The 15,026-nt window shown below is 66.1% G+C and carries 11 protein-coding genes; 6 read left to right on the plus strand and 5 right to left on the minus strand.

The window, feature by feature from the left end; genetic code table 11:
* Positions 1–45: 45 nt before the first annotated feature.
* From XarbCFBP7408_RS15400 to XarbCFBP7408_RS15410, 3 genes are all read right to left on the minus strand, one after another.
* Positions 46–636 carry a thioredoxin family protein gene (locus XarbCFBP7408_RS15400; RefSeq protein ID WP_054592411.1) on the minus strand — a complete coding sequence of 197 codons (591 nt, stop codon included), beginning with the start codon at positions 634–636 and terminating at the stop codon, positions 46–48.
* An 11-nt stretch (positions 637–647) separates the two neighbouring features.
* A complete protein-coding gene (locus XarbCFBP7408_RS15405) occupies positions 648–2,168 on the minus strand; it encodes a peptide MFS transporter (protein WP_104563700.1) in 1,521 nt (506 codons plus the stop codon).
* 454 nt (positions 2,169–2,622) lie between these two features.
* Positions 2,623–3,519 (minus strand): tryptophan 2,3-dioxygenase, encoded by an 897-nt coding sequence (locus XarbCFBP7408_RS15410; protein WP_104563701.1) that lies wholly within the window; start codon positions 3,517–3,519, stop codon positions 2,623–2,625.
* Positions 3,520–3,909: 390 nt separating this feature from the next.
* On the opposite strand from XarbCFBP7408_RS15410, the gene XarbCFBP7408_RS15420 reads away from it, so the two are divergent.
* The 5 genes from XarbCFBP7408_RS15420 (at position 3,910) to XarbCFBP7408_RS15440 (ending at position 11,653) form a co-directional block, all read left to right on the plus strand.
* Positions 3,910–7,491, plus strand: coding sequence for a lamin tail domain-containing protein (locus tag XarbCFBP7408_RS15420; RefSeq protein ID WP_104563703.1), 3,582 nt, complete (start codon positions 3,910–3,912; stop codon positions 7,489–7,491).
* A 177-nt stretch (positions 7,492–7,668) separates the two neighbouring features.
* Positions 7,669–8,757 carry a pyruvate dehydrogenase (acetyl-transferring) E1 component subunit alpha gene (pdhA, locus tag XarbCFBP7408_RS15425; RefSeq protein WP_104563704.1) on the plus strand — a complete coding sequence of 363 codons (1,089 nt, stop codon included), beginning with the start codon at positions 7,669–7,671 and terminating at the stop codon, positions 8,755–8,757.
* A complete protein-coding gene (locus XarbCFBP7408_RS15430; RefSeq protein WP_181106959.1) occupies positions 8,750–9,823 on the plus strand; it encodes an alpha-ketoacid dehydrogenase subunit beta in 1,074 nt (357 codons plus the stop codon). Before pdhA ends, XarbCFBP7408_RS15430 begins: the two co-directional genes overlap by 8 nt.
* A gap of 1 nt (position 9,824) precedes the next feature.
* Positions 9,825–10,208: an SH3 domain-containing protein gene (locus XarbCFBP7408_RS15435; protein ID WP_016901649.1), complete on the plus strand. Its 384-nt coding sequence runs from the start codon at positions 9,825–9,827 to the stop codon at positions 10,206–10,208.
* Positions 10,205–11,653: a dihydrolipoamide acetyltransferase family protein gene (locus XarbCFBP7408_RS15440; protein WP_104563705.1), complete on the plus strand. Its 1,449-nt coding sequence runs from the start codon at positions 10,205–10,207 to the stop codon at positions 11,651–11,653. Before XarbCFBP7408_RS15435 ends, XarbCFBP7408_RS15440 begins: the two co-directional genes overlap by 4 nt.
* A 373-nt stretch (positions 11,654–12,026) precedes the next feature.
* Here the strand turns inward: XarbCFBP7408_RS15440 and XarbCFBP7408_RS22810 are convergent, their stop codons facing one another.
* Positions 12,027–12,311, minus strand: a complete 285-nt coding sequence (locus XarbCFBP7408_RS22810; protein WP_181123307.1) for a hypothetical protein — start codon at positions 12,309–12,311, stop codon at positions 12,027–12,029.
* A gap of 56 nt (positions 12,312–12,367) precedes the next feature.
* Positions 12,368–12,781, minus strand: coding sequence for a hypothetical protein (locus tag XarbCFBP7408_RS22425; RefSeq protein ID WP_146093774.1), 414 nt, complete (start codon positions 12,779–12,781; stop codon positions 12,368–12,370).
* A gap of 534 nt (positions 12,782–13,315) precedes the next feature.
* Between XarbCFBP7408_RS22425 and XarbCFBP7408_RS15450 the strand changes: the two genes are divergently transcribed.
* The gene (locus XarbCFBP7408_RS15450; RefSeq protein WP_104563707.1) at positions 13,316–14,593 is read left to right on the plus strand and encodes a DEAD/DEAH box helicase; all 1,278 of its coding nucleotides are present in this window, start codon (positions 13,316–13,318) and stop codon (positions 14,591–14,593) included.
* Positions 14,594–15,026 lie beyond the last annotated feature (433 nt).

Raw genomic sequence — 15,026 nt, forward strand, 5'->3', positions numbered from 1 at the left:
AAACCCCTGCAGTGCGGGGGTTTTGCATGCCACGGCAACGACGGATCAGGCCTGCGGCGGCGCCCACTGCTTGAGAAAGTCGAACAGCTTCCTGCGGTCGAAGCGCTCGCCCTTGCGCAGGTCCGGGCCGGTCTGGGTGGTCAGCAGCTTGCCGTCGTTGTCCAGCACCAGCAGCGACGGATAGTCGTTGAGCTGGGCGAACTGCGACAGGAACGCGGCGTTTTCGTTGGCGGCATCGCGGTTGACCTTGACCACCACGAAGTGCGCATCGCGGAAGCTGCGCAGCTCCGCATCGCCACCCATCAGCTCGTCCAGCGCCTTGCAGGGCTCGCAGGCCGCATTGCCGACATTGAGCACGATGCGCTTGCCGCCGCGCTTGGCCTCGACCTTGGCGGTCTCCAGATCGGCGGCCGGATCGCGCGAGGGGTCGTACTGCGCATTGAGCGCCGCCGCCGCGGCGATATCCGCCGCGGTGGGCGTATTGCCCGAGGACACCGGCTGGCTGGGATCGGCGCTGGGCGGCTTCTGCATCGAGGTATCCAGCGGCCGTGGCGCCTCCTGTTGCTCGGTGGGCTGCCCGCAGGCGCTCAACAGACCTGCCAGCAGCAGGCCACAGACAGTGGGTTTGATCGGCATCGCTGTTCTCCTCACTTCACACCATGCATCAATTTGTTGATCAACGGCGCGATCAGGAACAACACCGCGCCAGCGCCCAAGAGCGCCCAAAATCCGAATGTATACCCGCTCAGGGCCGAGGACACGCTCATCCCTTCGCTTCCGCTGACATGCCCGGCGAAAATGCCCGACAGGTTGTTGCCGATGCCGGTGGACAAAAACCAGCCGCCCATTCCGAAACCGACCAGGCGCACTGGCGCCAGCTTGGTCACCATCGACAGGCCGATCGGCGACAGGCACAACTCACCCACCGACTGGATCACGTACACCATGAACAAGGTCCAGAACGGCACCTTGCCAGCATCGTTGACCAGGCTCGACAGTGCAAACATCAGCAGCAGGAACGCCAGGCCGTTGAACAGCAGGCCCAGGCCGAACTTGCGCGGAATCGACGGGTTGAAGCGGCCGGACTTGACCCAGATCCAGGCGATGATCGGTGCCAGCGCGATGATGGCGATGGAATTCACCGACTGGAACCACGCAGTCGGGAAGGTCCAATCGCCAAAATTGCGGTTGACGATATTGTCGGCCAGGAAGGTGAACGAGCTGCCGGCCTGTTCGAAGAACATCCAGAACAGCACGTTGAAGGCGAAGATGATCAGCATCGCGATCACCTTGTCGCGCTGCACCTTGCCTTCGCGGATGCCTTCGACCAGCAACATCACCGACAGGCCGACGAACAGCACGGTCAGCACGATCTGCAGCACGTCCGCACCCACGGCGAGCAGGAAGTACACCACCGGAATCGCCAGCACGCAGCCGCCCAGCACCATCAGCACGCGGCCGATGCCCTGCGCGTTCGGCGCCGGGGCGCCGATGCCCTTGAGCTGCGCGCGGCCGATCCAGAACCATACCAGGCTGATCAGCATGCCCGCGCCGGACGCCATGAACACCATCTTGTAGGACGGCATGGCGTCGGTGCCGAACACCTTTTCGGCCAGCAGCTGGGTCAGCACCGGCGAGATCATCGCGCCCAGGTTGATACCCATGTAGAAGATGGTGAAGCCGCTGTCGCGGCGCGGATCGGCCACCGAATACAGCTTGCCGACCATGGTGGAGATGTTCGGCTTGAACAGCCCGTTGCCCACCACCACGGTGGCCAGGCCGATCTCGAACATGGTGTGGTCGGGAATGGCGATCAGGAACAGGCCGGTCGCCATCACCGCTGCGCCAACCAGGATGGAGCGCTGGTAACCGAGCACGCGGTCGGCCACGTAGCCGCCGAAGATCGCCGCCGCGTACACCAGCGCCAGATAGGCGCCGTAGGTGCGTCCGGCCGGCGCCTGGCCGGTGGCATCACCATTGAAGAACTGCGCCACGATGTACAGCACCAGCGCCCAGCGAATGCCGTAGAACGCGAAGCGTTCCCAGAATTCGGTCATGAACAGCAACCATAGCGGCCGCGGGTGGCCGAGCAACGTGGGAAACTCGGGAGGCGCCGGCGGTTGCGGCGGTTTGGAGGCGGATGTCGGCGCGGTCGCGTCAACGCTCATAGAGGTCCCTTGCGTATTCAGTGATGGCTGGGTGCACCGGGGCGAGCCCCGGGCGACGCGCGAGGATCACTTAGACGTCATGTACGCGTCAAATTCGCCGGAGTCGGCGACCTGATGGCGGTGGGTGGGAAGAACCTCTGCACCGCCTCCCTTCTCCCCTTGGGAGAAGGTGCCAGAAGGGCGGATGAGGGTGCGATTTCGCGGATGAGTGCCGCTTGCGGAGATGTCCCGTTAGCAACTAGCTGATTTCTGGAATAACGCCCGTACCCTCACCCCAACCCCTCTCCCGCCGGGAGAGGGGCTTGAGCGCACGGCTACGCGGGTGCGCTGCAGCTCCCTGCGGAATTCGCTCCTTGCAGTGCCTGCTTCTTGCGTTGCTGATTTCTTGTCTTTGCTGATTTCGCCTGACCCAGCTACCTGCCCCAGCCAGTCCGGCCCAGCTTCGTTGCGTTGCTCAGCTATCCGCCGTACCAGCAGTGCCCTGGAATGAACGATTTTCCACACCCACCGAGGTGCGCACGTCGAACAGTTCCGGGAAAAACGTCAGTGCCAGTGCCTGTTGCAGAAAGCCGACGCCGCTGGAGCCGCCGGTGCCGCGCTTGAAGCCGATCACCCGCATGACCGTGCGCATGTGGCGGAAGCGCCACAGCTGGAATTGGGTTTCCACATCCACCAGGTCCTCGCATAGCGAGTACTCGCGCCAGTAGCGGTCGGTGTTTTCGTAGATGCGCTCGAACACCGGGCGCAGGCTGTCGTCGGCCACATGCGCGCAGGTCCAGTCGCGCGCCTGGTATTGCGGCGGAATCGCATGCCCGAAGCGCGCCAGGTAGCGCAGGAACTCCTCGTACAGGCTGGGCGCTTCCAGCACCTCGCGCAGCCGCGCCTGCCCCTGCGGGTCGTACGCGAACACCTGCAGCATCTGCGGGTTCTTGTTGCCGAGCAGGAACTCGATATAGCGGTATTGCAGCGACTGAAATCCCGATGAAGGCCCGAGCACGTCGCGGAATCCCATGTACTCGCTGGGGGTCAGCGTTTCCAGCACCGACCACTGTTCGGTGAGCTGGCGCAGCACCTGCTTGCTGCGCGCCAGCACCTTGCGGCATTGCCAGACCTGGTCGTTCTGCAGGTGCACCATCGCCGCGCGCAGCTCGTGCGCCAGCAACTTCAGCCACAGCTCGGAGGTCTGGTGCTGGATGATGAACAGCATCTCGTCGTGATGCGCCGGCTCGGACAAGGGTTGCTGCGCGGACAGCAACTGGTCCAGCCGCAGATAGCCGCCGTAGGTCAGCCGCCCCTCCAGATCGGTATGGATGCCGGGTTCCAGGTCACGCAGATTCTTGTCGACGGGCATGGCAGTGCAGGTGGATCGGGCCGGTCAGGGTAGCTTAGTGGCGGGGATTGGGGATTGGGGATTGGGGATTGGGGATTCGGGATTCGGGAGGCAGGAGTTGCAGCGCGCGGTCTTGATGCATGTCGCTGCGTTGCGCTGCCGTAGCAGCGTCCGGTTTGCCTGGGTGGCCTGCCTACTTGGCAGCCTGGCAATGCCATGGCGTACGCGGCCGTTACTTCACACCTGAAAAATGCTGCAGCGTTCGCCCGCATGCGCAGCCGCTGCGCCGGTGTCACCGTATCGTCAACCAAGGTCTGCAAATTCATGCAGAATCGAACGGCGCTGCCGGCCAGGGACGTGGCCGGACCAGGGGAGCGCTTCACGTCTCATGGATCAGGGGACTCTCATCTCATGCATGTGTTGCAGCGTCGTGCAGCCTTACTTCTCTGTGCGCTGGCGGTTGCCGGCCACGCCAATGCCCAGGTCGTCATCAGCCAGGTCTACGGCGGTGGCGGCAACAGCGGTGCCACCTTCCGCAGCGATTTCGTCGAGCTGCACAACATCGGCAGCACCACGGTCAGCCTGGACGGCTGGTCGGTGCAATACGCCTCGGCCGCCGGCAGCAGCTGGCAGGTCACCCCATTGGCGGGCAGCGTGCCGGCCGGCGGCTATTACCTGGTCAAGCAGGCCGATGGCAGCGGCGGCAGCGTTGCGCTGCCCACGCCCGACGCCACCGGTACGCTGGCCATGAGCGGCACTGCCGGCAAGGTGGCGCTGAGCAACAGCGCCTCCGCGTTGAGCGGCGCCTGCCCCACCGGCAATGCCGATCTGGTCGGCTATGGCAGCACCGCCAGCTGCGCCGAAGGCAATGCGCCCACGCCGGCGCCCAGCAATACGCTGGCAGTGCTGCGCGGCGGCGATGGCTGCACCGACACCGACAACAACGCGGCCGATTTCGCCACCGGCGCGCCGGCCCCGCGCAACGCCGCCAGCCCCGCACGGCTGTGCAGCGGCGGCGGCCAGCCGATCGCCACGCTGGCCGATGTCAGCCAGGCCGAAGGCAACAGCGGCAGCCGCAGCTTCGTGTTCACGCTGAGCCTGAGCCAGCCGGCCGGTGCGGGCGGGGTGAGCTTCACCGCCGCCACCGCCGATGGCACCGCCACGGCCGGCAGCGACTATGTCGCCCTGCCCGCCTCCAGCGTCCGGATCGCCGCCGGCGAGCGCAGCGCCAGCATCACCGTGGAGGTGCTGGGCGACACCACGCCCGAACCCGACGAGACCTTCGCGCTGCAGATCAGCGGCCTCGCCGGTGCGTTGCCGGCGACGCTGAGCGCCACCGGCACCATCCTCAACGACGACTTCAGCCTGCTGCCGATCCACGCCATCCAGGGCAAGGGCGCACGCTCGCCGCTGGAAGGCCAGGTGGTCGCCACCTCGGGCATCGTCACTGCCCGTCGCAGCGCCGGCTTCTTCCTGCAGGCAGCGGATGCCGAAACCGATGGCGATCCGGCCACCTCCGAAGGCGTCTACGTCTACACCGGCAGCGCACCGCCGGATGCGGCCGCCATCGGCAACCGGGTACGCGTGCAGGGCACGGTGCTCGAGTACGTGCCCACCGCCGACCCGACCCAGCCGCCGCTGACCGAGATCGGCGGCAGCCTGACCGTGCTGTCCGATTCCACCGGCAACCCGTTGCCGATGCCGGTGGCGTTGAGCGCGAACTTCCCCAACCCGAACGGCGCCTTTGATCAGCTCGAAGCGCTGGAAGGCATGCGTGTCACCGCCGCCAGCCTCACCGTCAATGCGCCCACCGGCGGCAGCGTCAACGAGACCAACGCCAGCGCCACCAGCAATGGCGTGTTCCATGCGGTGGTCACCGGCCTGCCGCGCGCCTTTCGCGAGCCCGGCGTGCAGTTGCCCGACCCGCTGCCGGCCGGCTCGCCTGCCGGCGTGCCGCGCTGGAACACCAACCCGGAAGTGATCGCCGTCGGCAGTGCCGGCGTGGGCGCCGAACGGCTGGATCTGGCCTCCGGCTGCGTCGTGCTGGATGTCACCGGCCCGCTGGATTACAGCTTCCGCCGCTACACGCTGTATCCGGAACGCACCCCGCAGGTGAACTGCAACGGTGCCGACCAACCGCGCCCGGCGCCGCTGCCGCAGGCCGACGACGTGGCCGTGGCGACCTACAACATGGAGCGCTTCTTCGACGACCAGAACGACCCGGCGATCGGCGAACCGGTGCTCACTCCGGCCGCGTTCCAGGCCCGCCTCAACAAGGCCTCGCTGGCGATCCGCAACTACCTGCACACGCCCGACATCCTGGGCACGGTGGAGGTGGAAAACATCAGCGTGCTGCAGACCCTGGCTGCGCGCATCAACGCCGATGCCATCGCCGCCGGCCAGCCCGATCCGCAGTACGTTGCCTACCTGCAGGAAGGCAACGACGTCGGCGGCATCGATGTGGGCTTCCTGGTCAAGACCGGTGCGGTGTCGGCCGGCGTGCCGCGCGTGGACGTGGTGTCCATCGCCCAGGAAGGCAAGACCACCACCTGGACCGAACCGGGCGGCGCGGTGAGCCTGCTCAACGATCGCCCGCCGCTGGTACTCAGCGCCAGGGTGCACCAGGCCGATGGCCGCGTGCTGCCGCTGACCGCCATCGTGGTGCATCAGCGCTCGCTCAACGGCGCCGAGACCGACGATGCCGCCGGCACCCGCATCCGCGCCAAACGCCAGGCCCAGGCCGAGTATCTGGCGCGCCTGCTGCAGACGCGTCAGCAATTGAACCCTGACGAAAACGTGCTGGTGATGGGCGACTTCAACGCCTTCGAGTTCAACGACGGCTATGTGGACGCGATGGGCACCGTCACCGGCAGGCCGGCACCGGATGCGCAGACCGTGGTGAGCGGCGATGGCGCGGACCTGGTCAACCCGGACTACACCGACCTGACCTGGTTCAACACGCCCGACCAGAGCTACTCGTACGCCTTCGACGGCAACGTGCAGTCGCTCGATCACATCCTGGCCAACGAGGCGCTGATGCGCGCACCCGGCATCGCCTCGCTGTCGGTGGGCCACGCACGTATCAATGCCGACTTCCCCGGCACCGCGCGCAACGATGCCAATACGCCCACGCGCTTGTCCGACCACGACCCCACCGTGGTGCTGTTGCGCATGGCGCCCGCGTTGCGTGCCGACCTGGGCGCGATGGTCACTGCGGCACGCGCACAGGTCACCGAAGGCGAGCGCATCGACTTCACAGTGGATGTGGACAACCGTGGGCCCGACAGCGCGGCGTTTGCCGCGGTGGCACTGGCCTTCGATGCCGCGGTCAGCCCGCGGGTCACCGCAGCACCGGGCTGGAGCTGTCAGGCGCCGGAAACCGCGACCCAGACGGTGGTCACCTGCACCATCGCCTCGCTGGCAGCCGGTAACGCACAGCGCTTTGCCGTGCAGGTCGACGCTGGCGCGGAACTGGCAGGGCGCACGCTGACCCTGGCCGCCTCGGTCGCCTCGCAAACGCCCGACCCGCAGCCGGACAACAACACCGACACCGCCGCAGTCAGCGTGCAGCCGGCACTGCGCAGCGATCTGGCAGTGCGCCTGGAAGGCCCCGCCACGCTGCCCACTACCGCCTTCAATGCCACCTACCGGGTGTTGCTGGACAACCGCGGCAACGCAGCGGCCACCGGTGCCAGCGTGCGGATCGAAGGCAACACGGTGTCGGCGCTGTCGCTGCTGGTGCCGCCCAGCGGCTGGCGCTGTGCCAAGCAACTGCAGTCGCTGCGCAGCGCGATCTTCGTGTGCAGCACCGCCGCCGCAGTGCAGCCGGGCGCGCAGGCCGCGTTCCAGCTGACCGTCGCGGCAAAGCCGATCCCGGCCGAACGCGCGGTGCGGGTGCAGGCCAGCGCCAGCTCGACCTCGCCCGATGCCAACCCGGCCGACAATGCGGCGCCGATCGTCACCCCGATCGGTGGAGGCGCCGGCCGCCGCTGATCGCAGTGCACCACGTCGCAGTTCTCTACTGCGACAAAGGGCGCGGCCTGGTCCGCGCCCTTTTTTTTGTGCAAGCCAGCATCATTGTGTGCTGCGGTGCAGGACAGCTTTTTGCTGCGTGGTCCTTAACATCGCAACTCATATCATTTGAAACTTCTTGGTGAAGGTGTCGCCGCAATGAGCGTAGCCGCGCAGTTCGAGATCGAATACCTGCAATACATGGATGCGGACGGCCAGATCGTCCGCGACGACCTGCCGGCCGACGCCGCCAATCCGCAACAGTTGCTCGCGCTGTTCAAGCGCATGCTGTTCGTGCGCACCTTCGACAGCAAGTCGGTCGCGCTGCAGCGCACCGGCAAGCTGGGCACCTATGCGGCCTGCCTCGGCCACGAAGCCACCCATGTGGGCATCGGCGCATCAATGCGCAGCGGCGATGTGTTCGCGCCCAGCTATCGCGAGTACGGCACCATGTTCGAACGCGGCGTGCGCCCGCGCGACGTGCTGCTGTACTGGGGCGGCGACGAACGCGGCAGCGACTATCCGCGCGATGCCGATGCGGCGATCGACTTCCCGATCTGCGTGCCGATCTCCACCCAGTGCCTGCACGCGGCCGGCTCGGCGCTGTCGTTCAAGCTGCGGGGCAAGCCGCAGGTGGCGGTGGCCTGCTGCGGCGACGGTGGCAGCTCCAAGACCGACTTCTATGCCGCGCTCAATTCGGCCGGTGCCTATAAGCTGCCGCTGATCCTGTGCGTGATCAACAACGGCTGGGCGATCTCGGTGCCGCGCTCGGCGCAGACCGGCGCGCAGACGCTGGCGCAGAAGGGCCTGGCCGGCGGCCTGCATTGCCTGCAGGTGGACGGCAACGACCTGATCGCGGTGCTCGAGGCGATGCGCCAGGCGCGTGCGCGTGCACTGGCCGGCGACGGCGGCACGGTGATCGAGTTCCTGACCTACCGCCTGTCCGATCACACCACCGCCGACGATGCGCGGCGCTACCGCGGCGAAGAAGAGGTCAAGCAGGGCTGGGCGCGCGAGCCGCTGCTGCGGCTGCGCCGTTATCTCACCGCGCAGGGCCTGTGGGACGAGGCGCAGGAAACCGCCTGGAAGGCCGAATGCGGCGCGCGCGTGGACGAAGAGGTCAACGCCTACCTCAACACACCGGTACAGCCGGTCGAAGCGATGTTCGATTACCTCTACGGCGGCCCGCCGGCCGAGTTGCTGGCCCAGCGCGCCGAGGTGATGGCACAGGAGGCCCGTCATGGATGAGCTCAACCAGTCACACCTGGCTGCGACACAGCAGCAGGCCAGCGCCCCTTACAACGCCGCAGCCACGCGCGCAGAGATCGCCATGAGTTCGCCCATCACCCTGATCGAAGCCATCACCCAGGCGCTGGCCTGGGAGCTGGAACACGACCCCGCGGTGCTGGTGCTGGGCGAGGATGTCGGCGTCAACGGTGGCGTGTTCCGCGCCACCGCCGGCCTGCAGCAGCGCTTCGGCAGCGAGCGGGTGCTGGACACGCCGCTGGATGAAACCACCATCGCCGGCCTGAGCGTCGGCCTGGCCGCGCAGGGCATGAAGCCGGTGGCCGAAGCGCAGTTCGACGGCTTCGTGTATCCCATGGTCGATCACCTGATCTGCCACGCCGCACGCCTGCGCAACCGCACCCGCGGCCGCCTGCATTGCCCGATGGTGCTGCGCGTGCCGTGGGGCGGCGGCATCCGCGCGCCGGAACATCACAGCGAAGCCAACGAGGCCATCTTCACCAACGTGCCCGGCCTGCGCGTGGTGTTGCCGTCCTCGCCGCAGCGCGCCTATGGCCTGTTGCTGGCCGCCATCCGCGACCCGGATCCGGTGATCTACATGGAGCCCAAGCGCATCTATCGCCAGTACAAGGAAGTGGTCGCCAACGACGGCGAAGCGCTGCCGCTGGACGTGTGCTTCGTGCTGCGCGACGGCACCGACGTCACCCTGGTCACCTGGGGCGCGCAGGTCAAGGAAGCACTGGAAGCGGCCGACAAGCTCGCCGGCGAAGGCATCAGCGCCGAGGTCATCGACGTGGCCACGCTGCGCCCGCTGGACTTCGACACCATCGCCGAATCGGTGGCCAAGACCGGCCGCTGCGTGATCGTGCAGGAAGCCCCGCGCACCGCCGGCTTCGGCGCGGAGATCGCCGCGCAGCTGGCGGAAAAATCGATGTACGACCTGCTTGCACCGGTCGAACGCGTCACTGGCTACGACACGCATATCCCGCTGTTCCGGCTGGAAATGAAGTACCTGCCGAGCGTGGAGCGCATCGTCACCGCCGCCCGTCGCGCGGTGGCCGCCGGTTGACATGCGCGCCCGTCTGCTCTGCGATTACCGCGCCGCGTACGCCAACCCGATCCGCTTCCGTGCCGGCCAGCAGGTGACCATCGGCGTGCGCGATGAGGAATGGCCGGCCTTCGCCTGGGTCAACACCGGCGACGGCCATGCCGGCTGGGCCCCGGTGGCCTGGCTGCGCCCGCTGGGCGACGGCCAGGCCGAAGCCCTGCGCGACTACGACGCACGCGAACTCGACGCCCACCAGGGCGAGGACGTGCTGCTGCATTACGAACATGGCGGTTGGTGGTGGTCCGAGCGTGCCGATGGCATGCAGGGCTGGCTGCCGGCCGCCGACCTCGAACTCCTCGACGACACCACGCCGCCGCTGCCTGCGGCGCAAGAGAACCTGCCATGAGCGAAACCAGGAATTTCCACCTGCCCGACCTGGGCGAAGGCCTGCCCGACGCCACCATCGTCGAATGGTTCGTCAAGGAAGGCGACAGCGTGCGCCTGGACGATCCGCTGGTCTCGATGGAGACGGCCAAGGCGGTGGTCGAGGTGCCCTCGCCGTTTTCCGGCACCGTGACCAAGCTCGCCGGTGCCGCCGGCGACATCATCGTCACCGGTGCGATGCTGGCGCAGTTCGCGCTGGACGCCTCGCAGCCGCAGCGCGCCGATGGGCTGGACACCGGTCATGCGCACGGCCCCGCACCCACGCCCAGCACCGGCGACAGCGCGGCCGGCCCGACTGCGCGCGTGGTCGCCTCCGACAACGGCGGCGAGATTGCCGATGCAGACTCCGCTGCTGACGATAGCGACGGCAGCAGCGAACGCGATGACGCCGGCACCGTGGTCGGCGCCATGCAGAGCTCCAACGCCGTGCAGAGCGAACAGGCAATCGCCGTGGGCGGCGTGCGCGCCATGCCGGCCGTGCGCGCGCTCGCGCGCAAGCTGCGCGTGGACCTGGCACAGGTGCGTGCCACCGGCGCGGACGGCACGGTGACACTGGCAGACGTGAAACAGGCCGCAGCCGCAGGCACCGCGCGGCCCGCGCCTGGCGCGCCGACCGCTCCGGTCAGCGGGCACCGGCAAGACAGCGACGCCCGCTCCCTTCTTCCGCCTGCGGGAGAAGGTGCCCGCAGGGCGGATGAGGGCAACGCGCGCTCCACACTCTCGGCCAGCGGCAAGCCGATGCGCACCCAATCGCCCGGCACCAGCGTCAAGGGCCAACCCGAGCAACTCAAGGGCGTGCGCCGCAACATGGCGCGGGTCATGGCCGATGCGCACAGCAAGGTGGTGCCGACCACGCTCAACGACGATGCCGACATCCACGCCTGGCAGCCCGGCAACGATGTCACCGTGCGGCTGGTGCGCGGCATCGTGCGGGCGTGCCAGGCGGTGCCCGCGCTCAATGCCTGGTTCGACGGCGAGGCACTCAGCCGCACCCTGCACACCCAGGTGGATATCGGCATTGCGGTTGATACCGAAGAAGGCCTGTTCGTGCCCGCGCTGCGCAATGCCGACATGCTGGATGCGCACGGCATCCGCGAAGGCGTCAACCGGCTGCGCCAGCAGGTGGAAAGCCGCAGCATCGCCGCGTCCGAACTGAGCGGCTACACCATCTCGCTGTCCAACTTCGGCATGTTCGCCGGCCGCTACGCCACGCCGGTGGTGGTGCCGCCGTGCGTGGCGATCGTGGCGGCCGGCCGTGCCCGCTACCAGCTCACCCCGGTGATGGGCGGCGTGGAAACCCACAAGGTGATGCCGCTGTCGCTGACCTTCGATCACCGCGCCGCCACCGGCGGAGAGGCAGCACGCTTCCTGCGCGCGTTGCTGGACGATCTGGCGTTGGCCAGCTAATCACTCTGGCGATGGCGCTAGGGGGCGCCACCGCGCTGCCTGATGTACGGGCAGTGCAGCAAACTGCAAGGCATGCAGCGTTTGTACGTCAGCTCCAGACAATGGTGATGCACCATCTACCCCATCAGCACGTAATGCATGCATATCGCTCATACCGACAGCGCAGTTGGACTGCATGAAACTGCTTTACGCCATCGCTCATCAGCATGCAGAACGTGCTCAGCGGATTTATAGGGCCAAAGAAAACCGGTAATCAAACTGAGGGCGCCCCTCGAAAACCGCCTCAAAGCAGCCACCCGCAGCCAGGGCTCCAGCCAAGAAATCCCGCTTTCGCGGGATTTTTTAGCATAAGCAAACAAATCGCGCCTTGCTTTCATGCCCTCCAGAACTCGTATCCAGGGGCTTCGCCTTTGTGCTTCTCCGACCTTCCCAGTTCAAATAAACGCTCTTCAAGGATTTTTGCATCCGGCTGAAATTTTTTGTGGACATATTCTCCAGATCGGGCGTCGCGTGCAAAATCAGCGTAAAATTGCAAGACAAGTGCGCCCTCCTTTTTTCCATCCTTTTCGCTTAAGGAAGCTCTGAACAACTCCTCGATAGACTTCTGATCGACGCCTGAGGTTGGAGCCATCACGCGTAAGTGATTGATTTTCAGCAACGGAGATTGTCGTGATCAAGCGAAATCCCAAGTTCGCTCGCAACGCCAAGAGTTGTTCAGAGGTTCCTTAAGTCTTCTGAGGAATAATGGCCTTTCTTAAACTGTTTTATGGTCTCCTCAGGAATCGGCGCTCCCTTATGCAGCTCAAACTGACGCTGCGCGATTTTACGGGCACTATCCTCGATCTTCATTTCTTTATTGACAGAAGACTTCGACGCCGTGCTGCTACTGGCCGCTTCATTGGTACTGAGTGAGAACGCAAGCCGGCGTTCCGGTTTTTTGGATGGCTCCCAGGTATGGGCTCTCGGCGGTGAAAGCGACAGAGCTTGAAACCACGGATTCACGCGCTCTTGCGACGTCAATTCAGGCACTTCAGGGTGCCAGCTGCTCGGCCCTGATGCCTCATCACTGGAATCGGCTGAGTGAACGGAATGAGTACTGCCAATCGAATTTGTCTTCATCAGATACACCTCAGTGGTTCGAGAACAGGGTCATCTACTGCATGAAGGCATGCATGGGGCGCGCACGCTCTGGTCACCTGAGCGGCCTTCCGGCACTTCTGAGCTTGCATTGCGCCATGCCGTCCGACACGCGTAACTCCACAATCATCAGTAGATCCTCAATATATCTGGAGGCTAGGTGCGATGCTGGGTACGCGTGAATTCATGTGTTTCATTGCGAACCATCAGTGACCCTGGCTAGGCCCGAAAATCATAGCTAATTACTCCTGCGCAGGAACGTCGTCCTTTTCGCACCGAAAGCCTCTCATGATCGCAGAAGCAATGTGCAGAAAGACGGGATCCAACATTTCCCATCGCGAGTAAAGGGTAAAGCGGCCAAGAGATGCCGGGGGATGCAGTGGTCCGTACTCGGTCCAGTCTGTTGGTAGTTCAGCCTCGGCAACCCTTGCAGTGAATCTCAACGGAGTCGACGGCATGACACAGGGTTGCACGGTTCACCGCAGCAACGCAGCGCGTCACCAGCAATACGCGGATAATGACCACATGTCATTTACCCATCTCTCGCGGCAGCCGTTCTTCGACACCGCGCTGACCCGCGCCGGTCACCACACGCCCACGCCGATCCAGCAGCAAGCGATCCCGCCGATGCTGGCTGGGCGCGATCTGATTGCGATGGCGCAGACCGGCTCGGGCAAGACCCTGGCCTACGCGCTGCCGCTGCTGCAGCAGCGCTGCCTGGCCCCCGACACCGCCCCGCGCGTGCTCGGCGCGCTGGTGCTGGTGCCCACGCGCGAACTCGCCGCGCAGGTGGACGACACGCTGCGCCAGCTGGCCGCGCATCTGCCGCGTCGCCTGAAGAGCGTGGTCGCCACCGGCGGCAGTTCGATCAATCCACAGCTGCTGGCGTTGCGTGGTGGCGCCGACATCGTGGTGGCCACGCCCGGCCGGCTGCTGGATCTGGTCGAGCACAACGCGCTGCGCCTGAGCGAGGTGGCCACGCTGGTGCTCGACGAGGCCGACCGCCTGCTCGAGCTGGGCTTCGGTGCCGAACTCGATCGCATCCTGGCCTTGCTGCCAGCGCAGCGTCAGACCGTGCTGTTCTCAGCCACCTTTCCGCCCGCCATCGCATCGCTGGCCAAGCGGCGCCTGCGCGACCCGTTGCGCATCACCATCGAAGCCACGCCCGAACAGGCACCGGCGATCACGCAATGCGCGATCGCGGTAGATGCCGGCCAGCGCACGCAGCTACTGCGTCATCTGCTGCAGGAACACGCCTGGCCGCAGCTGCTGGTGTTCGTCGCCAGCCGCCACACCGCAGACAAGGTGGCCGAAAAACTGAGCAAGACCGGCATCGTGGCGTTGCCGCTGCATGGCGAATTGAGCCAGGGCCGCCGCGAACGCACGCTACGCGCCTTCAAACAGGCAGAAGTACAGGTGCTGGTGGCCACCGATCTGGCCGGGCGCGGCATCGACATCGACGCCTTGCCGGCCGTGCTCAACTACGACCTGCCCCGCTCCACCGTCGACTACACCCATCGTATCGGCCGCACCGCACGCGCCGGTGCCAGCGGCGTGGCGATCAGCTTCGTCACTGCCGACAGTGCGCAGCAGTGGCGATTGATCGAAAAACGCCAGGGCCTGCGCGTGCCCACCAGCGTGATCGAAGGCTTCGAGCCGACCCCGGCCGAGGCGCCTGCCGGCGATGCGCCCGCCGCAGCGGTGCGTGCAGCCGACGACAACGGCGGCATCAAGGGCAAGCGGCCGAGCAAGAAGGACAAATTGCGCGCGGCGGCGCAGGCGCAGACGGGCAAGCCGGGCTGAGAGTGGCGAACGCACCGTAGCGAGCAGTCGTAGCGCCGGCGTGTGATGACTGTGCCCGCGCCGCGGCACTGCAGCGCGAGCTTGACCAACAACCGCAGGCCTTGGCAGCCGAACGCGCACAGCATGCGCAAGCCGCCACCGCCTAGCAAAATGCTCTGGCGCAACGGCAGTTGGTTAACCATGGCCCGCTCGAACCGCGGCGTCCGAGCGCTAAGTGCCCGCGATCAAACACCAGCAGATTTGGCCGATGGCAGCGTCCCCGTCGCTCCGCCAATAAGGACGCTCGCCAGCGTCAAGTCACCGCAGGCCTCCTGCACCCCTGCCAGTTGCCATCCGCAACGCGCGAGGCCTCGCTCGTCCATGCGATGCGGTCGACAATCCGCCAGCAACTGCTCGTCCCGCAGCGGTGCGCCGCCGACGGGACGACGATCAA

Source organism: Xanthomonas arboricola pv. guizotiae, from assembly GCF_002940205.1.
In the GTDB taxonomy this organism is placed as follows: Bacteria; Pseudomonadota; Gammaproteobacteria; order Xanthomonadales; family Xanthomonadaceae; genus Xanthomonas; species Xanthomonas arboricola_C.

Excerpts from the sequence above, each read along its gene's own strand:
- XarbCFBP7408_RS15420 (WP_104563703.1), top strand. The coding sequence starts at position 3,910 with ATGCATGTGTTGCAGCGTCGTGCAGCCTTACTTCTCTGTGCGCTGGCG.
- XarbCFBP7408_RS15405 (WP_104563700.1), bottom strand. The coding sequence starts at position 2,168 with ATGAGCGTTGACGCGACCGCGCCGACATCCGCCTCCAAACCGCCGCAA.
- XarbCFBP7408_RS15435 (WP_016901649.1), top strand. The coding sequence starts at position 9,825 with ATGCGCGCCCGTCTGCTCTGCGATTACCGCGCCGCGTACGCCAACCCG.
- XarbCFBP7408_RS15410 (WP_104563701.1), bottom strand. The coding sequence starts at position 3,519 with ATGCCCGTCGACAAGAATCTGCGTGACCTGGAACCCGGCATCCATACC.
- XarbCFBP7408_RS15400 (WP_054592411.1), bottom strand. The coding sequence starts at position 636 with ATGCCGATCAAACCCACTGTCTGTGGCCTGCTGCTGGCAGGTCTGTTG.
- XarbCFBP7408_RS15430 (WP_181106959.1), top strand. The coding sequence starts at position 8,750 with ATGGATGAGCTCAACCAGTCACACCTGGCTGCGACACAGCAGCAGGCC.
- XarbCFBP7408_RS15440 (WP_104563705.1), top strand. The coding sequence starts at position 10,205 with ATGAGCGAAACCAGGAATTTCCACCTGCCCGACCTGGGCGAAGGCCTG.
- XarbCFBP7408_RS15450 (WP_104563707.1), top strand. The coding sequence starts at position 13,316 with ATGTCATTTACCCATCTCTCGCGGCAGCCGTTCTTCGACACCGCGCTG.
- pdhA (WP_104563704.1), top strand. The coding sequence starts at position 7,669 with ATGAGCGTAGCCGCGCAGTTCGAGATCGAATACCTGCAATACATGGAT.